This window comes from Pseudomonas sp. FBCC-B1565, from assembly GCF_059133265.1.
Map to the genome: position 1 here is coordinate 2,560,273 of NZ_CP101438.1, position 21,280 is coordinate 2,581,552.

The window sequence follows — 21,280 nt, forward strand, 5'->3', positions numbered from 1 at the left end:
AGTCTAAAGGGATGAGTTCGAACTAAAAGCGCAAAGACCGGGGGTTAATCATCGATTAAATCGATTTGTCCCGCGCGTCCCAGTATTGCTGGGCCAGGGCGAACGCTTGTTCCCGTGAATGACCCAGGCCACGCAAGGCTAGGGCCATGGTCGCGATCAGGGCCAGTTGTGGGTAGCTGTCCTCGACATCACCGCGCCACAGCGCTTTCAGATGCTCAGGTTCGAGTGTGGCCGGTTTGACGTGGCGCTGGGCGGAGAGGGCGGGCCACTCTTCGTCCCAGCTTTCGCCTCCAGTGGTGCCGTACAGGTGACTGGCCGAGTCGGGATTGATCTCGATCTCGCCGCCGTCGCCCTTCACCACGATTACATTGTCGCCGAGCAGGCCGCTGGCATCGCGGTGCACGCCCTGGTAACCCGGATGGAAAATACTTTGCAGGCCAAGGCGCGCATTCAAGGGGTTGAGCAAGCGCGCCAGGGAGTGGATCGGCGAGCGCAGGCCCAGGGTGTTGCGCAGGTCGATCATGCGTTGCAACTGCGGCGCCCAGTCACCCAGCGGGATAAAGGCCAGGCTGCCGCGTGCGTAGGCGGCTTCGACCTGCTGCCAGTTGCGGCACAGCGGGATCTGCAAACCCTCCAGCAATTGCTCGGTGTACAGCCGTCCCGCCGTGTGGGCGCCGCCGCCGTGCATCAGGATGCGCACGCCGTTTTGCGCCAGGCACTTGGCTGCCAGCAGGTACCACGGCAGGTGGCGTTTCTTGCCGGCGTAGGTCGGCCAGTCGACGTCCACATTCAGCGCCGGAGCGTTCAGGCGTTCGCGTACGGCTTCGGTGAAACCGGCCAGTTCTTCCGGGCTTTCTTCCTTGTGGCGCAGCAGCATGAGGAAGGCGCCGAGCTGGGTGTCCTCGACTTTTTCGTCGAGCAGCATGCCCATGGCTTCGCGCGCCTCCTCACGGGTGAGGTTGCGCGCACCGCGCTTGCCTTTGCCCAGGATGCGCACGAATTGCGCAAACGGGTGTTCGGCAGGGGTTTCAAGGGTCAGCGGGGCAAAGTCGGTCATAAGCAATTCGTCGGCCTGGGCAGGCCCGCCAGCTTGGCGGCGAGTTTGGCGGGAGTGCCGTTGAACAGTTTGTTGAGGTGCAGGCTGTTGCCCTTTTCCGGGCCCAGCTTCAAGGCGGTGTACTTGATCAGCGGGCGCGTGGCGGGTGACAGCTGGAATTCGGCATAGAACTGGCGCAGCAGTGTGAGGATTTCCCAATGGTCCGCGGTCAACGCCAGCGGTTCGGCGGCGGCCAGGGCGTTGGCGACTTCTTCGGACCACGCGTTCAGGTCGACAAGGTAGCCGTCCTTGTCCAGTTCCAGGCTGCGAGTGCCTACGGTCAGGGTGTTCATAGCCAGCTGTTGACCTTGTCGTAGTCGAGCGACAACTGCACGAAGCCTGGGTAGTCCACGCTGTCGGCCCAGTCGGGCAGTGGCAGGTTGCGCGCCTGCATGTCTTCGGCCAGTACAAACACTTTCATGCCTTTGGTGTGCAGCGCCGCGTTGTGCAACCCGTAGGCGCCGTCGCCGCAGAGCAGGATGGCGTCATTTACGCCACAGATACGCAGGCAGCTGTCCAGGCGGCTATCGGTAAACGGGGAGTGGGAAACCACATGCAGAGTCGACATCAGAGGGTTATCACCTGGTCGTAACGGTCAATCAACTGGGAGATCGCAGCACTGTCCAGCGGCTGTGCGCTGGCAGGCGTCGTGAGGCCGCGCTCGGCCAGGCTATGGCTACAGGCGAATACCTCGTCGATACCGAACAGGCCCAGCGCGTGCAGATTGGCGCTGAGGTCCTTTTGCTGCACGGCCTTGGCGTCTTGATGCGGCGCCAGCTGGAACACGCCGTCATCGAGGAACAGCAGGCCAATGGGCAGATCGAACGCGCCCCCGGCCAGCACGATGTCCAGCGCTTCGCGCGCGCTGGGGCCGGACCACGGCGCCTGGCGGCTGATGACCAGCAAGGATTTGGACATGTCACGGCCCTCCAAAACAGATCAGGCGGTCGGCGGCCTGCGCGGCGTCATGCAATTGCCCCAAGCCCGACAGCTCCCACGGCGCATCGAGGTTGACCGCACTGCGTTGATAACGCGTGGCTTCTTCCTGGTTGAGCACGCCACGGCGCAAGGCGGCAGCGATGCACACCACGCTGTCGAGTTGATGCGCGCTGACAAACTCCCGCCATTGACGGGCGATGTCCTGCTCATCCTGGGGCGCAACCACCGAATTGGACGCGCTGTACACGCCGTCCTGATAGAAAAACAGCCGCACAATCTCATGCCCGCCGGCCAGCGCCGCCTGGGTGAACAGCAGGGCGCGGCGCGAGGAGGGCGCATGGGCGGCACAAAACACTGCAATCGCAAACTTCATGGAACACTCTGCAAGCAAACGTGGGCCAATGATAAAGCCGCCGCCACGAAAAAGCCCGCCGTGATCAAAACGGTCACTGTTGGTGACTGTTCCGGCGATTGCCGACTGGCGCAAGGCTGCCTAGTCTGTGGGCATTCAAAACCGAAATGGAGTGCCCATGTCAGGTCCATTGGCGTCCCTCAAAGTGCTGGATTTTTCCACCTTGCTGCCTGGCCCGTTCGCGTCGCTGATGCTGGCGGACATGGGCGCCGAGGTGCTGCGCATCGAATCGCCCACGCGCATGGACCTGTTGCGCGTACTGCCGCCCCACGACCAGGGCACGTCGGCCAGCCACGCCTACCTCAACCGCAATAAGCGCAGCCTGGCGCTGGACCTCAAGCAGGTCGAGGCGCTGGAGATCGTGCGGACGCTGGTCAAGGACTACGACATCGTCCTCGAACAGTTCCGGCCTGGGGTGATGGAGCGCCTGGGCTTGGGCTATGAGGCGTTGAAGGCGATCAATCCCCGGCTCATTTATGTGTCGATCACCGGTTACGGTCAGACCGGCCCGTATAAGGACCGCGCCGGGCATGACATCAATTACCTGGCGCTGGCCGGAATCGCCAGCTACACCGGGCGCCAGGACAGTGGACCGTTGCCACTGGGCGTGCAGTTGGCGGACGTGGGCGGGGGCTCGCTGCATGCGGTGGTGGGGCTGCTCGCGGCAGTCATCGCCCGGCAGCAGAGCGGGGTCGGCCAGTCTCTGGATGTGAGCATGACCGACTGCTCGTTCAGCCTGAACGCCATGGCCGGCGCGGGCTACCTGGCGTGCGACGTCGAGCCTGAATGCGAAAGCCATGTGCTGAACGGTGGCAGCTTTTACGATTATTACCGCTCGCGGGACGGGCGTTGGATGTCAGTGGGCAGCCTGGAGCCTGGGTTTATGCAGCAGCTCTGTGGCGCGCTGGGACGGCCGGAGTTGGCGGCGCTGGGCTTGTCGCCCGCACTCAAGCAGGCACTGCAGGTTGAATTCGAGAAACGCAGCTTTGATGAGTTGTGTGAGTTGTTTGCCGGGGTGGATGCGTGTGTGGAGCCGGTGTTGAGCCTGAGTGAAGCGGTGGAGCATCCGCAGCTTAAAGCGCGGCAACTGGTCAGCCAGGTGCCACGGGGCGATGGTTCGACCCAGGCGCAATTGGCGTGCCCGCTAAAGTTCTCCGAGGGGCTGCCTGAGCCCAGGCATATTGGCGCCGCCGTGGGGGCGCACAGTGATGAGGTGCTGGCGGAGTTGGGGTTCAGTGTTCAGCGGATAGAGGCTTTGCGGCGGGCCAAGGTAGTCGGGTGACTGGACCGGCGCCATCGGGAGCAAGCTCCCTCCCACACTGGGTCGGCGGCGCGGTCACTATGTAGGAGGGGGCTTGCCCCCGATGAGGCCCTCACTCCACCCGGGTTTCGCCGGTAAACACCAAGGTCTGCCGGCACCGCCGACACAAATACCTTCGACCCTGGGCGACCATCCCATGGCGCTGTGACGAAAACGGAAAGTCACTGTCTGCGCACGGGCACTTGTAGATATAGCGAGTGACCTGGCGGCGCTTCACGGCATAGGTGTGGCAACGGTCCGGCGGCAGTTCGTAGACCCCGCGCATGATCAATTGCCATTCCTCGCCGTGGGGCTGGATGCGTTCGCCAAACAATTGGTGGGCAATCAGGTGCGCCACTTCATGGGCGACGGTCTGCTTCAGGAAATGTTGGCTGTTTTCACGGTACAGCTGTGGGTTGAAGCGCAGCAGGTTCTCGTGCAAATGCGCGACACCGGCCTTCTGGCCCCGCAGCTTGAGGCTGACCTGAGGGCGTTTGAAGCTTCGTTTGAAAAAGGATTCGGCTAGCAGGAAACAATCTTCGACGCGGGTATTGAGTTGCTCGGGCATGCTGTACATATCTCCAGAGATGTCCAGTATGCCGCAAAGCTGGGTGTTTCCGAATCTGTCAGGCGCCGAATGGTCATGCATGATGCACAAAGCCACCTTGCGGTGGCTTTGCCTGGGTTTTTTTCCGCTCAGTTGGTGTAGATGGGACCTACGCCCAGGCCCCAGACGATCACGGTAAAGGCCATGATCGCTACCAGTACCACCAATCCTACCGCCAGTATGGAACTGGAAAACAGGAAGCCTTCATCCGGATCGATGTTCATAAAGGTCGGCACGCCAACGTATAGCAGGTACACCGTGTAACAGATGGCCGCCGTGCCCACCACCATGCCCAGCCACATGTGTGGATAGAGCGCCGCCAGCCCGCCAATGAACAGCGGTGTGGCGGTGTAGGTGGCAAACGCCACACAGCGCGCCATGCTGGGATTGGCGTCGTAGGTGCGCGCCATCCAGTGAATGAACGCGCCCATCACCGCCACGCCACCGAGCATCGCGGCGTAGGACATCAGGGTCATCCACAATGCGCTTTCCTGGGTCAGCATCACCGGCGCGCGGTTGCCGATGACCCAGCCGATCTGGGTGGTGCCGATAAACGCGGATACGGCGGGAATCGCCGCAAGAATCAAGGTATGGGTGAGGTACATGTGGCCGATGCTTTCTTCTTTATCGCCACGGATTTCCCGCCATTCCTGGTCGGGATGGGTAAAAAGCCCCACGACGTGATGGATCATGCCAGTCACTCCTGTCGTTATTGCCATCGCCCCCCATCGGAGCGCCCACGGGCCAAATGGCCTCAAAGGTCCTGGATAGCTGTGCGACCTCTAGTCGCAGTATAGGAAGGGATAGCCTGAATAACTGTAGGGCCTTTAGAGCAAATTGCGCTGTAAACGTTGGGGTTAATCGCGCTGAGGTCTTTTGACTGGACGCTGATCATAGTGGGAGGGGGCTTGCCCCCGATGGCGTTGTGTCAGCTATCAATGAGTCGCTGAGACGCCGCAATCGGGGGCAAGCCCCCTCCCACAATGGAACTCGGTGATTCTTACCGGTAAAATACTCGGCTTTTCGTCACACACCTCTAGCGGATCCAAGCGCCATGGGCACTCTTACGGTCAACCAGAACAAACTGCAAAAACGCCTGCGTCGCCTGGCTGGTGAAGCGGTCGCCGATTTCAATATGATCGAGGACGGCGACAAGGTCATGGTCTGCCTCTCCGGCGGCAAAGACAGCTACACCATGCTCGACGTGCTGCTGCACCTACAAAAGGTCGCGCCGATCAAGTTCGAGATCGTTGCCGTCAACATGGACCAGAAACAACCGGGTTTTCCCGAGCACGTGCTGCCGGCCTACCTCAAGGAGCTGGGCATCGAGTACCACATTGTTGAGAAAGACACCTATTCGGTGGTCAAGGATCTGATTCCGGAAGGCAAGACCACCTGCTCGCTGTGCTCACGCCTGCGCCGTGGCACGCTATACACCTTCGCCGATGAAATCGGCGCGACCAAAATGGCCCTGGGTCACCATCGCGACGACATCGTCGAGACCTTCTTCCTCAATATGTTCTTCAACGGCTCGCTCAAGGCCATGCCGCCCAAGCTGCGTGCCGATGACGGGCGCAACGTGGTGATCCGCCCGCTGGCGTATTGCAACGAGAAAGACATCCAGGCCTACTCCGACTTCAAGCAATTCCCGATCATCCCGTGCAACCTGTGTGGTTCCCAGGAGAATCTGCAACGCCAGGTGGTCAAGGAAATGCTGCTGGACTGGGAACGCAAGACCCCGGGCCGTACCGAAAGCATCTTCCGCAGCCTGCAGAACGTGATCCCTTCGCAATTGGCCGACCGCAACCTGTTTGACTTCACCAGCCTGAAAATTGATGAAACCGCCGCGTCGCGCTTCGTCAATGTTGTGAACCTCTGAGTCCCTTCAAGGCTCTGACACACGGCGCTCGCGGGCGCCGTTTTCAATTCAATTGCCAGGAGAGGGCATGCGCGATTACAAGTGGCTGCACGAATATTGTCTGAATCGCTTCGGTTCGGCGGCCGAGCTGGAAGCCCACCTGCCTGTGCCCAAGACTGCGGCGCAATTACGCAAGATCAGCGATGATCGCTACCTGTCGACCTTGGCGCTGCGCGTGTTTCGTGCGGGCTTGAAGCACAGTGTGGTGGACGCCAAGTGGCCGGCGTTCGAAAAGGTATTTTTCGGCTTCGATCCGGAAAAGGTAGTGCTGATGGGCGCAGAGCACCTGGAGCGGCTGATGCAGGACACCAGCATCATCCGCCACCTGGGCAAGCTCAAGAGCGTGCCGCGCAACGCGCAGATGATCCTCGATATCCAGCAGGAGAAGGGCAGCTTTGGCGCGTTCATCGCCGATTGGCCGGTGACCGACATCGTCGGGCTGTGGAAGTACCTGAGCAAGCACGGCCACCAGCTCGGCGGGCTGTCCGCGCCGCGCTTTTTGCGCATGGTCGGCAAGGACACCTTTGTGCCGAGTGATGACGTGGTGGCGGCGTTGAACGCGCAGAAGATCGTCGATAAGGCGCCGACCAGCCTGCGCGACCTGGCGACGGTGCAGGGTGCGTTCAATCAGTGGCACGCCGAGAGCGGGCGGCCGATGTGCCAGTTGTCGATGATGTTGGCGTACACCGTCAACCATTGAGGCCGGGGTGGTGCCATCGGGGGCAAGCCCCCTCCCACATTGGATAGGCGGCGCGGTAACAGTGTGGGAGGGGGCTTGCCCCCGATGAGGGACTTCAGGCCGCTGCCAGCTGTCGGTTCAACTGATGCCGCCAGCGCACATACAACAATGCCGTACAAAACACCGCCAGGCTCGCCAGCATTTCCAGCACCCCGAACCACTGCCGGTTCGGGTCATACGCCGCCAGCGCGCCCTTGATGAAATACAGGTTCACCACAAAGCACATCCACGAATGGCCGCGCGCGCTGCCCAGCAGCATGCCGGGCGTCAGCACCAGCAGCGGCACCAGTTCGATCAGCAGGATCACCCACGGCCGTGCGCCGTGCAGGTCGGCGACGAACAGGTAATACACGCAGAGCAAACTAACCAGGCCAAAAAACGCCAGCAGGCTGAGTGCGCGAGCCACCTTGACCCGTGGCTCCAACCACGCCTGGGGCGGCAGGACTTTAGGCTTCCTGGCCACGACCGCCCTCCAGCAAGGTGGCGGTGTTCGCCAGGCGCAGGCCCAAGGCGCGACACAGGGCGATCTCGTGCTGGTCGAGCATGCGCTTGCCGTCAGGCCCGGCGTGGTGGCTGGCGCCATACGGCGTGCCGCCGCCCTGGGTATCGAGCAAGGCCTGTTCGCTGTAGGGCAGGCCGGTGATCAGCATGCCGTGGTGCAGCAACGGCAGCAGCATCGACATCAGCGTGGTTTCCTGGCCGCCGTGCAGGCTGGCGGTGGAGGTAAACACACCCGCGGGCTTGCCGACGAGGGCGCCGGTGAGCCACAGGTTGCTGGTGCCGTCGATGAAGTACTTGAGCGGCGCCGCCATATTGCCGAAGCGGGTTGGGCTGCCCAAGGCCAGGCCGGAGCAGTGTTTCAGGTCGTCGAGGCTGGCATACAACGCGCCTTCATCCGGAATGCTCGGTGCCACTGCTTCGCACTCGGTGGAGATCGCCGGCACGGTGCGCAGGCGCGCCTCCATCCCGCCTTGCTCGATGCCTCGGGCAATCTGCCGGGCCATTTCGCTCACCGAGCCGTTGCGGCTGTAATACAGCACCAGCACATACGGCGACGTCACGGCAGGATCTCCAGTACGTTTTCCGGCGGACGGCCGATGATAGCTTTGTCGGCGGTTTCCAGGATCGGGCGTTCCATCAATTGCGGGTGATCGGCAATGGCGGCGATCAACTGGGCTTCGCTGAGGCTGGCGTCAGCCAGGTTGAGCGCCTTGTATTCATCTTCACCGCTGCGCAGCAGTTGGCGCGCGCTGATACCCAGTTTGCCGAGCAGCGCCTTGAGTTGCGCGGCATCCAGCGGGGTTTCCAGGTAGCGTACGACGGTGGGGGTGAGGCCACGGGCTTCCAGCAGTTGCAGCGCACCGCGGGATTTCGAGCAGCGCGGGTTGTGATAAAGCGTCAGATCGGTCATGTGCGGGTCGCATCTTGCGTAAGGTGGCGGGTATTCTACCCGCGCAGCGACCCGTCCTTAAACCGTAAGAGGCGATAGGTCGCAGCCAACGTTCATTTTTGCGAAGGATTACCCCATGACAAGGCGACTGATCGGTGCATTGGCGATCATCTCAACCCTGCTGCTCAGCGGCTGCGGTAACGATTACGGCGTTGACCAATACGGCCAGAAGGTGGCGGCCGAACGCTTGGACAAGCAGTGGCTGGTGGTCAATTACTGGGCCGAATGGTGTGGCCCGTGCCGCACGGAAATCCCTGAGCTCAACGCACTGGTCGCACAGCTGAAGGCGCAGAATGTGGGTGTGTTCGGGGTCAACTTCGACAATGTGCAGGGCGAAGAGCTGAAAGCCGCCAGCGACAAGCTGGGCATCAAGTTCACGGTGCTGGCGCAGAACCCGGAAGAGATATTCGATATTCCGCGTAGCGAAGCGTTGCCGGTGACCTACATCATCGATGACAAGGGCAAGGTGCGCGAGACGTTGATGGGCGAGCAGACGGCGGAAGGCGTGCTGGCCAAGCTCAAGGCCCTGCGCGGCTAAAGCCACAATTCAAAACAAATGTGGGAGGGGGCTTGCCCCCGATAGCTGTGTGTCAGTCAATACATCAGTTGACTGTTGCACCGCCATCGGGGGCAAGCCCCCTCCCACATATGGATCCCACCAACCTACCGATCGGCGGTATCAGCCTTCTTCGAGCCACAAGCGTATTGGCTTGCCCTCGGCCGGCCAGAAGCGCGTCTGCTCGATCGGCGAGATATCCCAGCGCTGTACGCCTTGCAGTGCCTGGAAGAAGCGGTGCTCCTGCTCCATCAAGGCTTCGGCGCAGAGCTTGCGGGTGCTGCCGATCTGGCCGAAGCTGAGCTTTTTGCCCTCGACGGTGTAAGGCGCGAACCAATGGTTGCAGCCGCCATTGCCGTAGGCGCGGCCATCGGCGCCGAGGGTGACGGTCAGGTGCGCGTAGTCCATCAGCGGCCGCTCACCAATCCATTCCACTACGTAGCTGTGATCCTGCTGGAGCTTGACCGCGTCGCCGGCGCAGCCGGTCAGGCCCGCCCCGAGGGCGGCAAGCAGCAACAGGCCTCTCATTGCGCAGCCTTCTGGCATTTCGGGCAGCGGTGCTTGTCGCCCTCGCTGGCCCAGCCCAACTCGGCGATCCGCGCATTGGCGGCGGGTTGAAGTGGCTCTTTGCTCAGCTTGGTTTCCACTGCAAACTCGAAGTCCAACACGGCGTCGCAGCTGTCGCAGTTGACCTTCCAGGTGTGAATCTCCAACTCGCCGAACTTCGGCCCCTGGGCCATGGCGACCCATTGGCCTGCCGGGCGGATGGAGTAGCGCGCGTCACCTTCGACGGTGAGGCGCATCGACAGGGTTTTACTGCCGCGCAGGGAGACGATCAGCACGTCGCCATGCTTGATCGAACCACCGTTGCCGGTGACCTGGTAACGGCCCGGCACCAGGGCGCGGCATTCGATCAGGGTGTGTTGCGGGCTCAGCAAACTGAAGCGGAAATCGTGTTCGGCCATGGATCCTCCAAATAGGCGCGGCATCCTATCACGGGTGCTGGCTCATCATGAGCCTGGTATGTGACCGCTGATCATCCTTCGACGAGGTTCTGCGCCCGGCCATCGGCCCACGCGGCAATGTTGGCCAACGTGGTGCCGGCGATGGCGGCCAGGGCCTCGCAGGTGAGAAACGCCTGGTGCGCGGTAATGATCACGTTGGGGAAGGTCAGCAGGCGTGCAAGTACGTCGTCCTGCAAGGGCAGGTCGGAGCGGTCCTCGAAAAACAACTGCGCTTCTTCCTCATACACATCCAGCCCAAGGTAGCCGAGCTGGCCTTCCTTGAGCGCCTCGATCAGCGCCGGGGTGTCGACCAGGCCACCGCGACCGGTGTTGATCAGCATCGCACCGGTTTGCATCTGCGCCAGGGAACGGGCGTTGATCAGATGCTTGCTGTCGGCCGTCAACGGGCAGTGCAGGCTGATGATCTGCGCCTGGGCCAACAGTTCGGGCAGGCTCACGTAGCGTGCACCCAAGGCCTGTACCTGCGGGTTGGGGAAGGGGTCGTAGGCGAGCAACTGGCAACCGAAGCCGGCCATGATTTTGGCGAAGGTGGCGCCGATCTGCCCGGTGCCGACCACGCCGACGGTCTTGCCGACCAGGTCGAAACCGGTGAGGCCATGCAGGCTGAAATCGCCGTCGCGGGTGCGGTTGTAGGCGCGGTGCAGGCGACGGTTGAGGGCGAGAATCAGCGCGACCGCGTGTTCGGCCACCGCATGGGGCGAATAGGCCGGCACGCGCACGATGGTCAGGCCCAGGCGCTTGGCGACGGGCAGGTCCACATGGTTGTAGCCCGCCGAGCGCAGGGCGATCAACCGTGTGCCGCCCTTGGCCAACTGTTCCAGCACCGGGGCGCTGAGGTCATCGTTGATAAAGGCGCAGACCACTTCGTGATGTTCGGCCAAAGCCACGGTGTCGAGGTTGAGCCGTGCGGGTTGGAATTGCAGCTCCAGGCCAGGCGGCAATGGTTCGCCGAGAAAGCTGTCGCGGTCGTAGGTTTGGCTGCTGAAAAGAATCACGCGCATCAAAAGGCTCCCCGCAATTAATCTGTTGGAAATGCTGGACAACTGTGGGAGGGGGCTTGCCCCCGATTAGGGTGTGTCAGCTACAGATGCTTCGACTGATGCGACGCTATCGGGGGCAAGCCCCCTCCCACAATTGATCGGCGTCAAAGTAGCTTCAGGCGCTGACCCGCGCCTCACTGGCCAGCCGGGCAATCGCCATGTCCAGTTCGTCCAGCGCATGCATGGCCTTGGCGTCGTCCTGCTTGAGCAGGGTTTCGGCGCGCTGGCAGCATGCCCGCAGTTGCGGTACGCCGCAGTAACGCGTTGCGCCGTGCAGGCGATGCACGCGTTCGATCAGGGCGTTGTTGTCATTGGCCTCACGGGCCTGGGTGATGGCCAGGCGGTCGGCCTCCAGGGAAGCCAGCAACATCGCGAGCATATCCGCCGCCAGGTCCGCTTTGCCGGCCGCCAGGCGCAGCCCTTCTTCGTGGTCGAGCACCGGCAGTTTCACGCCAGGGCCGAGGTTGTCGGTCGCACGCTCCGGACTCTGATTGCGCAGGGCCAGGCCGGTCCATTTCAGCACCACCTGGGCCAGTTGGCGTTCACTGATGGGTTTGGTCAGGTAGTCGTCCATGCCGCTTTGCAGCAAGGCGCGTTTTTCGTTGGCCATGGCGTGGGCGGTGAGGGCGACTACCGGCAATGGCGTGCCGCTGCGTTCGCTTTCCCACTGGCGGATCGCCTCGGTGCTTTGGCGGCCATCCATGCCGGGCATTTGCACGTCCATCAGCACCAGGTCGAAGGTGTCCTGCTTCACTGCGTCGACGGCTGCATAACCGCTTTCCACGGCATGCACCCGGGCGCCCATGTCTTCCAGCAGGGTCTGGACCAGCAACAGGTTCGCCGGATTGTCATCCACGCACAGGACGCGTGGCGCCCGGCTGGATAACGGTTCGCCGGGTTCGCTGCGTGTCGGGCGTGGGCTGATCAGGTCGGACAAGGCACGGCGCAGTTTGCGCGTGCACGCCGGCTTGGCCTGCAATTGACTGTTGGGGTTGGGCACCGACTGGTTGAACAGCATCTGTTCGGTGGTGGGGCACAGCACCAGCACTTTGCAGCCCAGGTGTTCGAGGTCCCACAGGTGTTGGTTGAGGCGCTCGGGCGGGATATCGTTGGCCGTGACGCCGAGCACCGCAAGGTCAATGGCCTGCTCGGTCTGATGGGCGCTGGTGATGCCGTTGGTCAGGCTCTCCAGGCTGTTGAACGGCGTGACTTCCAGGCCGCAATCTTCCAATTGATGTTGCAGCGCCTGGCGTGCCAGTTCGTGGTTTTCCAGCACCGCCACGCGATGACCCAGCAGGGGCGCGGAAGGCAGGTCCTCGACGTCGTCGCGGGTCTTGGGCAGGTTCAGGCTGATCCAGAACTCCGAGCCTTCGCCCGGCGTGCTGTCGACGCCGATCTCGCCGCCCATCTGTTCGATCAGGCGCTTGGAGATCACCAGGCCCAACCCTGTACCGCCGGGTTGGCGCGACAGTGAATTGTCGGCCTGGCTGAAGGCCTGGAACAGGGCGCGTACGTCCTGGCTGGACAGGCCGATGCCGGTGTCCTGCACGCTGATGCGCAATTGCACGCTGTCTTCCTGCTCGTCCTCGATCATCGCCCGGGCCACGATGGTGCCTTCGCGAGTGAACTTGATCGCGTTGCTGATCAGGTTGGTGAGAATCTGCTTGAGTCGCAACGGGTCGCCCACCAGCGCCAGCGGCGTGTCGCGGTAGACCAGGCTGACCAGTTCGAGCTGCTTGGCATGGGCGGCAGGGGCGAGGATGGTCAGGGTGTCTTGCAGCAAGTCCCGCAGGTTGAACGGGATGCTGTCGAGGACCAGTTTGCCGGCTTCGATTTTCGAGAAGTCGAGGATCTCGTTGATGATGCCCAGCAGGTTGTCGGCGGATTTTTCGATGGTGCCCAGGTAGTCGAGTTGACGCGGGGTCAGCTCGCTCTTTTGCAATAAATGGGTAAAGCCGAGGATGCCGTTGAGCGGTGTGCGGATCTCATGGCTCATGTTGGCCAGGAACTCCGACTTGATGCGGCTGGCCTCCAGGGCCTCCTTACGTGCCAGGTCCAGCTCGATGTTCTGGATCTCGATGGTTTCCAGGTTCTGGCGTACGTCTTCGGTGGCCTGGTCGATACTGTGTTGCAGTTCTTCCTGGGCGTTCTGCAGGGTCTCGGCCATGCGGTTGATGCCCGAGGCGAGCTGGTCCAGTTCCTGGCTGCCCAGGGGCGGCAGGCGGGTTTCGAGGTTGCCGTCCTTGAGCTGGGCGACGGCTTGCTTGATCTGGCCGATCGGCGCGTTGATGGTACGGCTGATGCGCAGGGCCAGTGCCGCGGTGCAGATCAGGCCGATGGCGATCAGCAGCAGGCTGGCGAACAGGCTGCGGTAGCCACGCAGCAACATGCCGTTGTGGGACAGTTCCACCTCGACCCAGCCCAGCAGACGGTCGGCTTCATCCGGGATCAGGTCGCCAGCGAGGTTGCGATGGCGGCCAAACACCGGCAGCAGGTAGCGCGTGGCGTCATTGCCGGTGCGCTGCAACAGGTGTGAGCTGTTGCCGATGGGTGCCTGGTTGAGCATGGTCGGGCCGGCGTGGGCGAGGGTCGCACGGTCCGGGCTGAGGAACGACACGGTGCGCACGTCCGGCTGCTCAAGGGATTGGGTGGCGATGCGCTCCAGCAGGTCGGTGTTGCGTGCACTCAAGGCGGGCGCCACCAGTGGCGCCAACTGCTCGGCTATCATCTCGCCACGTTGCAGCAATTGGGTCTGCAGTTCCGACAACTGCATCCAGGTGAAATAGCCGCCCAGCAACGAGGCCATCAGGCTGGTCGGTAATAAGGTCAGCAACAGTACGCGGCCTTTTATCCCCATTCTTGTCAGCACGCCACTCTCCTGCTACCACATTGATATCGATGATTCACGCGGGCATCCGGCCCGCGCCACCTGCGCAGTGTAGCCATTTGCGCGGCGTGGAATCTTGCAAATTAATGACATACGGCAATCTTCGCGCCATTTGGCGCCCGGTGGCGATTGCCTGGGGCGGGGTAATCTTGAATAATCAGCCATTGAGAATGACTTGCAGATACTAATGAATCCCGCAGCAATTGGCCTACCCAGTATCCTGACCATTGAAGATGACCCTGTGCTGGGCGCTTATGTCCATGAGCACCTGGGCCGTTGTGGTTTCCACGTGACCTGGTGCCAGAATGGCCAGCAGGGCCTGCAGATGGCGCGCGACCAGGCCTTTGACGTGGTGTTGATGGACATCCTGTTGCCGGGCATGGATGGCCTGTCGATCCTCACTCATCTGCGCCAGAGCCATTCGATCCCGGTGATCCTGATGTCCGCACTGGGTGCTGAAGCCGATCGCGTCAGCGGTTTTCGCCTGGGAGCCGATGACTACCTGCCCAAGCCGTTCAGCATGATCGAGCTGCGCGTGCGCATCGAAGCTATCCTGCGTCGAGTGGCCCTCGACCGGCGTCCGTTGCCGATTCCGGCACCGGTGCGCGACGATGCCCGCGCGCTGCGCTTTGACGATGAGCTGTGCGATGTTTTCCACCTGGACCATTGGGCCGGCCTGACCCGCAGCGAATACCGGCTGCTGGAAACCCTGCACCGCAACAGTGAAGAAGTCCTCAGCAAACCTTTCTTGTACCAGCATGTGCTGCAACGCGGTTATGCGCCCCATGACCGCAGCCTCGACATGCATATCAGCCAGATCCGCCGCAAGCTCAAGGCCATCGGCTACACCGAGCGCGAAGTGCGCACCGTGTGGGGCAAGGGCTATGTGCTGAGCGGTCACGATGACGGCCTTTGAACGCCCGTTGAAAAGGCTGCCGGGCAGGCACTCGTTATTCTGGAAACTCGCCTGCCTGCTGATCGCCTTTTGCTTGTTGATGATCTGGCTCAGCTGGTCCTGGGGCCGCTACATGGAGCAGAAGAACGCCTACCTGTCCGATGCGGCGCGAATCACCTTGAGTGGGTACGCGGTCGGTGCTGAACAGGCGTGGAATCGCGGCGGCAATGCCGGCGTCGACGCCTGGCTGCAGGCGATGGGCAAGCGCGAAAGCACCTGGATAGGTGTGATCGGCAATGACCTGCAATCGTTGAGCAGCATCCCGCTGAGCGACAACGAAAGCCAGCGCCTGACCTTTCTGCGTGGCCTGGATTGGCCGGTGAGCCGGCATGTCAAAGGCCTGCCGTGGCTGAAGATCCCGTTTCCGGGCGACCCCCATGCGGGGTCGCTGGTGATCGAGTTGCCGCAACGCTTCATGCCGGGGCGCTATCAACTGTTCTGGCGGGTGGTGACCAACGGGGTGATTCCCGGCCTGTTTACCCTGTTGCTGTGTATTGGGTTGTATCGGCTGCTGATCATGCCCCTCAATCAACTGCGTGAGCAGGCCAATGCCTGGCGTGCCGATCAGTTGAACACGCGTTTGTCCCACGACGCCACCAGTCGCCAGGATGAGCTGGGCGAACTGGGGCGTGCGTTCGACCATATGTCCGAGCGTTTGCAGGGCACCGTGGTGTTGCAGCAACAGTTGCTGCGGGACATGTCCCATGAACTGCGCACCCCGCTGAGTCGCCTGCGAGTGGCCTGTGACAGTGAGCAAGACCTGGCGCAACTGCGCGAGCGGCTCGGCCGTGAAATCGACGCGATGCAGCGCCTGGTGGAAGACAGCCTGCAACTGGCCTGGCTCGACACCGAACGCGCGCCGCTGCCCCAGGAAGCTATCCAGCTTCAGGCGCTGTGGGACATGTTGCGTGAAAACGCCTGCTATGAGAGCGACTGGCCGGGGTCGCGGCTGCCATGCCTGTTGGGGGCGGAATGCTGGGTGCGAGGCAACCTGAATGCGTTGGCGCAGGCCCTGGAAAACATCTTGCGCAACGCTATCCGCCACTCACCGTCGGGCGGCGTGGTCAGCCTGGACGGGCGTCGCGAAGGTGATTATTGGCATGTCTGGCTGGAGGACCAGGGCGGCGGGATCGATGACGGGGACCTGGAGCGGATCTTCGCGCCTTTTACCCGCCTGGACGGTTCACGCCCCGGCGATGGCGGCTTCGGGCTGGGCCTGAGCATCGCCCGCAACGCCGTGCAGCGCCAGGACGGCAGCCTGTGGGCGGAAAATACCGGGCAAGGCCTGCGCGTGCACCTGCGCTTGCGGGCCTGCTAAGCGCGGCGCTGTTTGCGCTTTTTCCACTGGTGGGCCACCCACCAGCGCCAGTAGCCCATGGTCAGGCAATAGGCGAGGGCGCCCAGCACCAGCCCCAACACCACTGAACCCAGCAGGAACGGCTGCCACAAGGTGCTGAGTTGGCCGCTGATCCATTCCCAGGTGAGGTCGTCGGGCAGGCTGCGCGGTGGCACGTTCATCAGCCAGGCGCCGGTCATGTAGGTGCAGATAAACACCACCGGCATGGTAATCGGGTTGGTCAGCCACACCAGGCTGATAGCGATGGGCATATTGCCGCGCACGGTGATCGCCAGGACTGCCGCCAACAGCATCTGAAGCGGGATTGGGATAAACGCGGCGAACAAACCCACGGCCATTGCGCGTGCGACCGAGTGCCGGTTCAGGTGCCAGAGGTTCGGGTCATGCAGCAACGTGCCGAGAAACTGTAATGACTTATGTTCCCTGATACTCGTGGGATCGGGCATGTACCGTTTGAATAAGCGCCGGGGCATAAGGGGTCCAGGTCAGTTCGAGGGGCAAGTATGCCCGCATTCTATAAACAGAAAATTCAGACTTTGTGACAAAACATCATAGGCCGCCCTGGGCATCCGGCTAAGACTGAGTGGATCACTTGAAAAGGATGGTTCATGAAGACAGGGATGTGCGCGTTTGCGCTGGGGTTGCTGGCCCTGCGCTTTTTGCCGGTGTTGCCGCCTATGGGATGGCTGATTGCCACGCCGGTGCTGGCGTTGATGTTGTTGCCGTTTCGTACCTACCCACTGGCGTTTTTCCTGCTGGGGCTGAGTTGGGCATGCCTCAGCGCACAGTGGGCATTGGATGATCGCCTGATACCGGCACTGGACGGCCAGACGCGCTGGCTGGAGGGGCGGGTGATCGGGTTGCCGCGACAGACGGGCGAGGGTGTGCGCTTCGAACTGGCCGATAGTCGGTCGCGAAATGCCCGCTTACCCAAACGCATCCGCGTGTCCTGGCGTGGCGGGCCGCCGGTGCGCAGCGGTGAACGTTGGCGCCTGGCGGTTACCCTCAAACGTCCGGCCGGGTTGCTGAATTTCCACGGGTTTGATCAGGAAGCCTGGCTGTTGGCCCAACGCATCGGCGCCACGGGCTCGGTCAAGGACGGCGAGCGTCTGGCGCCGGCCCGCAATGCCTGGCGCGACAGCGTGCGTCAGCGCCTTATGGCGGTGGACGCCCAAGGTCGGGAAGCCGGCCTGGTTGCCCTGGTGCTGGGGGATGGTTCAGGGCTGGCCACTGCCGATTGGCAAGTGTTGCAGGATACGGGCACCGTGCATCTGCTGGTCATCTCCGGCCAGCACATCGGTTTGCTGGCGGGTTTGATCTATGGGCTGATCGCCGGCTTGGCCCGCTACGGTTGCTGGCCGCGAACCTGGCCGTGGTTGCCCTGGGCGTGTGGCCTGGCGTTCAGCGCTGCGTTGGGCTACGGCTGGCTCGCAGGGTTTGGCGTGCCAGTACAGCGGGCCTGCGTGATGGTCGGGTTGGTGTTGGTGTGGCGGCTGCGCTTCCGGCATCTGGGCCTATGGTGGCCGTTGTTGCTGGCACTCAATGGTGTGTTGGTGCTGGAACCGTTGGCCAGTTTGCAGCCAGGGTTTTGGCTGTCGTTTGCGGCGGTGGCAGTGCTGATTCTGGCGTTTGGTGGGCGGTTGGGGCCGTGGAGCCTGTGGCAGGCATGGACCCGACCTCAGTGGCTGATTGCCATTGGATTGTTTCCGGTGTTGTGGGTGCTGGGACTGCCCATCAGCCTGAGCGCACCGCTGGCCAACCTCGTGGCTGTGCCATGGATCAGCCTGGTGGTGTTGCCGCTGGCGCTATCGGGGACTGCATTACTGCCATTGCCATATATTGGCGAAGGTCTTCTGTGGCTGGCGGGCGGCGCGCTGGATGGCTTGTTCAAGGGGCTGGCGTGGCTCGCCGGACACATGCCGGCCTGGATCCCGGCGCAAGTACCGTTGGGGTATTGGCTGGTGAGCCTGTTGGGGGCCGTGTTGCTTCTGCTGCCCAACGGCGTGCCCTTTCGCACGCTGGGCTGGCCGATGTTGCTACTGGCGGTGTTTCCCCCGCGAGAGCAGGTGCCCCACGGGCAGGTGGAGGTGGTGCAGTTGGACGTCGGGCAAGGGCAGTCGCTGATTCTGCGCACGCGCCATCATGCATTGCTTTACGACGCCGGACCGCGCACTGGAACCTTTGATCTCGGCGCGCGGGTGGTGCTGCCGTCGTTGCGAAAGCTCGGGGTCGGGGCATTGGACCTCATGCTGCTCAGCCACGCCGACGCGGATCATGCCGGTGGTGCGGCGGCAATTGCCAAGGGCATACCGATCAAGCGTGTGGTGGGCGGAGAAACCGATGGGTTGCCGGCGTTTATCGGTACGCAACCCTGCGTCAGTGGCGAACGATGGACCTGGGACGGGGTAACGTTCGAACTGTGGCAGTGGCCTGGCGCCATCAGTGGCAATGCAAAGTCCTGCGTCTTGCAGGTGCAGGCCAATGGCGAGCGCCTGTTACTGACCGGCGACATCGACCGCGACGCCGAACAGGCCATGCTCGCTTCGTCCCTGGCGGTGCCCACCGCGTGGCTGCAGGCGCCCCACCATGGCAGTCGCAGCTCTTCGTCCTGGGCGTTTGTCGAGCGGCTCTCTCCGCGCAATGTGCTGATCTCGCGGGGGCGCGGCAATGCGTTCGGCCACCCGCATCCGCAGGTGATGGAGCGTTATCAACGGTTGGGCAGCCAGGTGTATGACAGCGCAGAGCAGGGGGCCGTGCGTGTGCAACTGGGAGCATTCGCGCCACCGGTCGTTGCGCGCAGTCAACGCAGGTTCTGGCGCGAGCGCTTACCCTAGGGGTTCAAAGCCTCGGCCGATGGGGTCTGTGGCCGACGCACCTATATGGTAAAGTGGCGCACTTTTTCGAGGGGACATTCACTGTGTGGGAATTGGTCAAATCCGGCGGCTGGATGATGTTGCCGATCATCATGAGCTCTATCGCCGCACTCGGCATCGTCGCCGAACGCCTGTGGACCCTGCGCGCCAGCCGCGTGACCCCCGAGCATCTGCTGGGGCAGGTCTGGGGCTGGATCAAGAACAAGCAACTGGACAAGGAAAAGCTCAAGGAACTGCGCGCCAACTCCCCGTTGGGTGAGATCCTTGCCGCAGGCCTGGCCAACTCCAAGCATGGTCGCGAGATCATGAAGGAGTGCATCGAAGAGGCCGCCGCCCGCGTCATCCATGAACTGGAGCGCTACATCAACGCCCTCGGCACCATCGCCGCCATGGCGCCATTGCTCGGCTTGCTCGGCACGGTGTTGGGCATGATCGACATTTTCAGTTCGTTCATGGGCTCCGGCATGACCACCAACGCGGCCGTGCTGGCCGGTGGTATCTCCAAGGCACTGATCACTACGGCGGCCGGCCTGATGGTGGGTATTCCTTCGGTGTTCTTCCACCGTTTCCTGCAACGTCGCATCGATGAGCTGGTGGTGGGCATGGAGCAGGAAGCCATCAAGTTGGTGGAAGTGGTGCAGGGCGACCGCGACGTGGACCTGGTTGGGGGCAAAGCGTGAAATTTCGCCGCAAGCAACGGGAAAATGTCGATATCAACCTCGCGTCGCTGATCGACGTGGTGTTTATCCTGCTGCTGTTTTTTGTCGTCACCACCACCTTCACCCGGCAAACCGAACTGCGCGTCGACCTGCCGGAAGCCGTGAGCGGTTCGCCGGCCGAAGACCAGCAAGTCAAGCAACTGGACATCGCCATCAGCGCCGACGGGGTGTTTTCGGTGAACAACCAGTTGCTGGAGAAAAACGACCTCGCCAGCCTGATGGAGGCCTTGCAGAAAGAGTCCGGCGGCGACACGCAGTTGCCGCTGTCCATCAGCGCTGATGGCAAGACCCAGCACCAGGCCGTGATCACTGCGATGGACGCGGCCGGCAAGCTCGGTTTCAGCCACTTGCGCATGAGCACTGTCGAGGCGGCGAGCCAACCCTGATGGCCATGTCCGATCGTTTGCTCAAGGCCTGGTACGAGGGCCATCCGGCACTTGCGTTGTTGCGGCCGCTGGAGTCTTTGTATCGCGGGGTGGTGCAGCGCAAGCGCGCACGCTTCCTGGCGGGCGAGGGCGAGATCTATCAATCGCCGGTGCCGGTGGTGGTGGTCGGTAATATCACCGTGGGTGGTACCGGCAAGACGCCGTTGATCCTGTGGCTTATCGAACATTGTCGACGCAGCGGCTTGCGCGTCGGCGTGGTCAGTCGCGGTTATGGCGCCAAGCCACCGCAGTTGCCGTGGCGTGTCGAGGCCAGCCACAGCGCCGAGGTGGCGGGTGACGAGCCTTTGTTGATCGTGCAGCGCTGCGGCGTACCGCTGATGATCGACCCCGATCGCAGCCGTGCGGTCCAGGCGCTGCTGGCCAGTGAAACCCTGGACCTGATCCTCTCCGATGACGGCCTGCAGCATTACCGCCTGGCCCGTGACCTTGAACTGGTGCTGATCGACGCCGCCCGTGGCCTGGGCAACCGTCGCTGCCTGCCGGCGGGGCCGTTGCGCGAACCGGTGGAGCGCCTGCAGAGTGTCGATGCGTTGCTGTACAACGGCGCCGCCAGCGACCGCGAGGACGGCTTTGCCTTTCGTTTGCAGCCCACCGCACTGGTCAACCTGCAAACCGGCGAGCGCCGGCCGGTGGATCATTTTGCGCCGGGCCAGCAGGTGCATGCGGTCGCCGGCATCGGCAACCCGCAACGTTTCTTCAACACCCTTGAAACGCTACACTGGCAGCCGATACCCCATGCATTTGCCGACCACGCGCCCTACAGTGCCGAGGTCCTGAATTTTACGCCGTCATTGCCGCTGGTCATGACCGAAAAGGACGCGGTGAAGTGCCGCGCCTTTGCCCAGCCCGACTGGTGGTACCTTGCGGTGGATGCGCTGCCATCGCCGGCGTTCGTCGCCTGGTTCGACACGCAGCTGATGCGCCTGTTGCCCGCCCGTCTTTTGCCTTAAACCGCTTTTTT

25 protein-coding genes are annotated in these 21,280 nt (G+C 62.5%); 10 read left to right on the forward strand and 15 right to left on the reverse strand.

Features of this window, described 5'->3' with window-relative positions; translation table 11 throughout:
- Positions 1-55 precede the first annotated feature (55 nt).
- Genes NL123_RS12145 through tusD form a run of 5 tightly spaced genes read right to left on the reverse strand, consistent with a single transcriptional unit; the run spans position 56 to position 2,408 of the window.
- Positions 56-1,057, reverse strand: coding sequence for a glycosyl transferase family protein (locus NL123_RS12145; RefSeq protein WP_248482297.1), 1,002 nt, complete (start codon positions 1,055-1,057; stop codon positions 56-58).
- Positions 1,054-1,389 (reverse strand): TusE/DsrC/DsvC family sulfur relay protein, encoded by a 336-nt coding sequence (locus NL123_RS12150; RefSeq protein ID WP_071493374.1) that lies wholly within the window; start codon positions 1,387-1,389, stop codon positions 1,054-1,056. The genes NL123_RS12145 and NL123_RS12150 overlap by 4 nt, the downstream gene beginning before the upstream one ends.
- Positions 1,386-1,664, reverse strand: a complete 279-nt coding sequence (tusB, locus tag NL123_RS12155) for a sulfurtransferase complex subunit TusB (RefSeq protein ID WP_248482296.1) — start codon at positions 1,662-1,664, stop codon at positions 1,386-1,388. Before tusB ends, NL123_RS12150 begins: the two co-directional genes overlap by 4 nt.
- Positions 1,664-2,014: a sulfurtransferase complex subunit TusC gene (tusC, locus tag NL123_RS12160; RefSeq protein WP_248482295.1), complete on the reverse strand. Its 351-nt coding sequence runs from the start codon at positions 2,012-2,014 to the stop codon at positions 1,664-1,666. The genes tusB and tusC overlap by 1 nt, the downstream gene beginning before the upstream one ends.
- Position 2,015: 1 nt before the next feature.
- A complete protein-coding gene (gene tusD, locus NL123_RS12165; protein ID WP_494357850.1) occupies positions 2,016-2,408 on the reverse strand; it encodes a sulfurtransferase complex subunit TusD in 393 nt (130 codons plus the stop codon).
- A gap of 157 nt (positions 2,409-2,565) precedes the next feature.
- Between tusD and NL123_RS12170 the strand changes: the two genes are divergently transcribed.
- The gene (locus tag NL123_RS12170; protein ID WP_494357851.1) at positions 2,566-3,729 is read left to right on the forward strand and encodes a CaiB/BaiF CoA transferase family protein; all 1,164 of its coding nucleotides are present in this window, start codon (positions 2,566-2,568) and stop codon (positions 3,727-3,729) included.
- A gap of 91 nt (positions 3,730-3,820) precedes the next feature.
- Here NL123_RS12170 and NL123_RS12175 read toward each other — a convergent pair whose 3' ends face one another.
- Positions 3,821-4,315, reverse strand: a complete 495-nt coding sequence (locus tag NL123_RS12175) for a SprT family zinc-dependent metalloprotease (RefSeq protein ID WP_248482290.1) — start codon at positions 4,313-4,315, stop codon at positions 3,821-3,823.
- Between the two features lie 128 nt (positions 4,316-4,443).
- Entirely contained in the window at positions 4,444-5,046 is a 603-nt protein-coding gene (locus NL123_RS12180) for a Yip1 family protein (RefSeq protein WP_248482288.1), read from the reverse strand.
- 362 nt (positions 5,047-5,408) lie between these two features.
- On the opposite strand from NL123_RS12180, the gene ttcA reads away from it, so the two are divergent.
- Together ttcA and NL123_RS12190 are read left to right on the forward strand one after the other, a co-directional pair.
- The gene (ttcA, locus tag NL123_RS12185; protein ID WP_494357852.1) at positions 5,409-6,233 is read left to right on the forward strand and encodes a tRNA 2-thiocytidine(32) synthetase TtcA; all 825 of its coding nucleotides are present in this window, start codon (positions 5,409-5,411) and stop codon (positions 6,231-6,233) included.
- 67 nt (positions 6,234-6,300) lie between these two features.
- Positions 6,301-6,972 carry a DNA-3-methyladenine glycosylase I gene (locus NL123_RS12190; protein WP_248482284.1) on the forward strand — a complete coding sequence of 224 codons (672 nt, stop codon included), beginning with the start codon at positions 6,301-6,303 and terminating at the stop codon, positions 6,970-6,972.
- A gap of 94 nt (positions 6,973-7,066) precedes the next feature.
- Here the strand turns inward: NL123_RS12190 and NL123_RS12195 are convergent, their stop codons facing one another.
- The 3 genes from NL123_RS12195 to arsC are packed head-to-tail and all read right to left on the reverse strand — an operon-like array spanning position 7,067 to position 8,422.
- Complete coding sequence (locus NL123_RS12195) at positions 7,067-7,474, reverse strand: DUF2069 domain-containing protein (RefSeq protein WP_248482282.1); 408 nt, start codon at positions 7,472-7,474, stop codon at positions 7,067-7,069.
- On the reverse strand, positions 7,458-8,072 hold the full coding sequence (gene wrbA / locus NL123_RS12200; RefSeq protein ID WP_248482280.1) for an NAD(P)H:quinone oxidoreductase: 615 nt from the start codon (positions 8,070-8,072) through the stop codon (positions 7,458-7,460). Before wrbA ends, NL123_RS12195 begins: the two co-directional genes overlap by 17 nt.
- Complete coding sequence (gene arsC / locus NL123_RS12205) at positions 8,069-8,422, reverse strand: arsenate reductase (glutaredoxin) (RefSeq protein WP_248482278.1); 354 nt, start codon at positions 8,420-8,422, stop codon at positions 8,069-8,071. The genes wrbA and arsC overlap by 4 nt, the downstream gene beginning before the upstream one ends.
- Positions 8,423-8,537: 115 nt before the next feature.
- On the opposite strand from arsC, the gene NL123_RS12210 reads away from it, so the two are divergent.
- Positions 8,538-8,999 carry a TlpA disulfide reductase family protein gene (locus NL123_RS12210; RefSeq protein ID WP_494357853.1) on the forward strand — a complete coding sequence of 154 codons (462 nt, stop codon included), beginning with the start codon at positions 8,538-8,540 and terminating at the stop codon, positions 8,997-8,999.
- A 141-nt stretch (positions 9,000-9,140) separates the two neighbouring features.
- Here NL123_RS12210 and NL123_RS12215 read toward each other — a convergent pair whose 3' ends face one another.
- From NL123_RS12215 to NL123_RS12230, 4 genes are all read right to left on the reverse strand, one after another.
- A complete protein-coding gene (locus NL123_RS12215; protein ID WP_494357854.1) occupies positions 9,141-9,545 on the reverse strand; it encodes an META domain-containing protein in 405 nt (134 codons plus the stop codon).
- Entirely contained in the window at positions 9,542-9,982 is a 441-nt protein-coding gene (locus NL123_RS12220; protein WP_248482272.1) for a hypothetical protein, read from the reverse strand. Before NL123_RS12220 ends, NL123_RS12215 begins: the two co-directional genes overlap by 4 nt.
- 71 nt (positions 9,983-10,053) lie before the next feature.
- Complete coding sequence (locus NL123_RS12225) at positions 10,054-11,043, reverse strand: 2-hydroxyacid dehydrogenase (RefSeq protein WP_248482270.1); 990 nt, start codon at positions 11,041-11,043, stop codon at positions 10,054-10,056.
- A gap of 154 nt (positions 11,044-11,197) precedes the next feature.
- Positions 11,198-13,951, reverse strand: a complete 2,754-nt coding sequence (locus NL123_RS12230) for a response regulator (protein WP_494357855.1) — start codon at positions 13,949-13,951, stop codon at positions 11,198-11,200.
- A 205-nt stretch (positions 13,952-14,156) separates the two neighbouring features.
- Between NL123_RS12230 and NL123_RS12235 the strand changes: the two genes are divergently transcribed.
- Entirely contained in the window at positions 14,157-14,885 is a 729-nt protein-coding gene (locus NL123_RS12235) for a response regulator transcription factor (protein WP_248482266.1), read from the forward strand.
- Positions 14,872-16,242, forward strand: a complete 1,371-nt coding sequence (locus tag NL123_RS12240) for a sensor histidine kinase (protein WP_248482263.1) — start codon at positions 14,872-14,874, stop codon at positions 16,240-16,242. The genes NL123_RS12235 and NL123_RS12240 overlap by 14 nt, the downstream gene beginning before the upstream one ends.
- Here the strand turns inward: NL123_RS12240 and NL123_RS12245 are convergent.
- Complete coding sequence (locus NL123_RS12245; RefSeq protein ID WP_058425439.1) at positions 16,239-16,754, reverse strand: DUF2062 domain-containing protein; 516 nt, start codon at positions 16,752-16,754, stop codon at positions 16,239-16,241. The two genes, NL123_RS12240 and NL123_RS12245, sit on opposite strands and share 4 nt — an antisense overlap.
- Positions 16,755-16,889: 135 nt before the next feature.
- Here NL123_RS12245 and NL123_RS12250 point away from each other — a divergent pair, with 135 nt between their 5' ends.
- The 4 genes from NL123_RS12250 to lpxK all read left to right on the forward strand — a co-directional run bounded on the left by NL123_RS12250 (position 16,890) and on the right by lpxK (position 21,269).
- Positions 16,890-19,115, forward strand: a complete 2,226-nt coding sequence (locus tag NL123_RS12250) for a DNA internalization-related competence protein ComEC/Rec2 (protein ID WP_494357856.1) — start codon at positions 16,890-16,892, stop codon at positions 19,113-19,115.
- A gap of 83 nt (positions 19,116-19,198) precedes the next feature.
- Entirely contained in the window at positions 19,199-19,834 is a 636-nt protein-coding gene (locus NL123_RS12255; protein WP_058425437.1) for a MotA/TolQ/ExbB proton channel family protein, read from the forward strand.
- Complete coding sequence (locus NL123_RS12260; protein WP_058425436.1) at positions 19,831-20,259, forward strand: ExbD/TolR family protein; 429 nt, start codon at positions 19,831-19,833, stop codon at positions 20,257-20,259. Before NL123_RS12255 ends, NL123_RS12260 begins: the two co-directional genes overlap by 4 nt.
- A complete protein-coding gene (gene lpxK / locus NL123_RS12265) occupies positions 20,259-21,269 on the forward strand; it encodes a tetraacyldisaccharide 4'-kinase (protein WP_494357857.1) in 1,011 nt (336 codons plus the stop codon). The genes NL123_RS12260 and lpxK overlap by 1 nt, the downstream gene beginning before the upstream one ends.
- The last annotated feature ends 11 nt before the right edge of the window (positions 21,270-21,280 follow it).

Excerpts from the sequence above, each read along its gene's own strand:
- NL123_RS12210 (WP_494357853.1), top strand. The coding sequence starts at position 8,538 with ATGACAAGGCGACTGATCGGTGCATTGGCGATCATCTCAACCCTGCTG.
- NL123_RS12250 (WP_494357856.1), top strand. The coding sequence starts at position 16,890 with ATGAAGACAGGGATGTGCGCGTTTGCGCTGGGGTTGCTGGCCCTGCGC.
- lpxK (WP_494357857.1), top strand. The coding sequence starts at position 20,259 with ATGGCCATGTCCGATCGTTTGCTCAAGGCCTGGTACGAGGGCCATCCG.
- NL123_RS12180 (WP_248482288.1), bottom strand. The coding sequence starts at position 5,046 with ATGATCCATCACGTCGTGGGGCTTTTTACCCATCCCGACCAGGAATGG.
- arsC (WP_248482278.1), bottom strand. The coding sequence starts at position 8,422 with ATGACCGATCTGACGCTTTATCACAACCCGCGCTGCTCGAAATCCCGC.
- NL123_RS12240 (WP_248482263.1), top strand. The coding sequence starts at position 14,872 with ATGACGGCCTTTGAACGCCCGTTGAAAAGGCTGCCGGGCAGGCACTCG.
- NL123_RS12175 (WP_248482290.1), bottom strand. The coding sequence starts at position 4,315 with ATGCCCGAGCAACTCAATACCCGCGTCGAAGATTGTTTCCTGCTAGCC.
- NL123_RS12145 (WP_248482297.1), bottom strand. The coding sequence starts at position 1,057 with ATGACCGACTTTGCCCCGCTGACCCTTGAAACCCCTGCCGAACACCCG.
- ttcA (WP_494357852.1), top strand. The coding sequence starts at position 5,409 with ATGGGCACTCTTACGGTCAACCAGAACAAACTGCAAAAACGCCTGCGT.
- NL123_RS12190 (WP_248482284.1), top strand. The coding sequence starts at position 6,301 with ATGCGCGATTACAAGTGGCTGCACGAATATTGTCTGAATCGCTTCGGT.
- NL123_RS12220 (WP_248482272.1), bottom strand. The coding sequence starts at position 9,982 with ATGGCCGAACACGATTTCCGCTTCAGTTTGCTGAGCCCGCAACACACC.
- NL123_RS12215 (WP_494357854.1), bottom strand. The coding sequence starts at position 9,545 with ATGAGAGGCCTGTTGCTGCTTGCCGCCCTCGGGGCGGGCCTGACCGGC.
- NL123_RS12170 (WP_494357851.1), top strand. The coding sequence starts at position 2,566 with ATGTCAGGTCCATTGGCGTCCCTCAAAGTGCTGGATTTTTCCACCTTG.
- NL123_RS12150 (WP_071493374.1), bottom strand. The coding sequence starts at position 1,389 with ATGAACACCCTGACCGTAGGCACTCGCAGCCTGGAACTGGACAAGGAC.
- tusD (WP_494357850.1), bottom strand. The coding sequence starts at position 2,408 with ATGAAGTTTGCGATTGCAGTGTTTTGTGCCGCCCATGCGCCCTCCTCG.
- NL123_RS12245 (WP_058425439.1), bottom strand. The coding sequence starts at position 16,754 with ATGCCCCGGCGCTTATTCAAACGGTACATGCCCGATCCCACGAGTATC.
- NL123_RS12235 (WP_248482266.1), top strand. The coding sequence starts at position 14,157 with ATGAATCCCGCAGCAATTGGCCTACCCAGTATCCTGACCATTGAAGAT.
- tusC (WP_248482295.1), bottom strand. The coding sequence starts at position 2,014 with ATGTCCAAATCCTTGCTGGTCATCAGCCGCCAGGCGCCGTGGTCCGGC.
- NL123_RS12225 (WP_248482270.1), bottom strand. The coding sequence starts at position 11,043 with ATGCGCGTGATTCTTTTCAGCAGCCAAACCTACGACCGCGACAGCTTT.
- tusB (WP_248482296.1), bottom strand. The coding sequence starts at position 1,664 with ATGTCGACTCTGCATGTGGTTTCCCACTCCCCGTTTACCGATAGCCGC.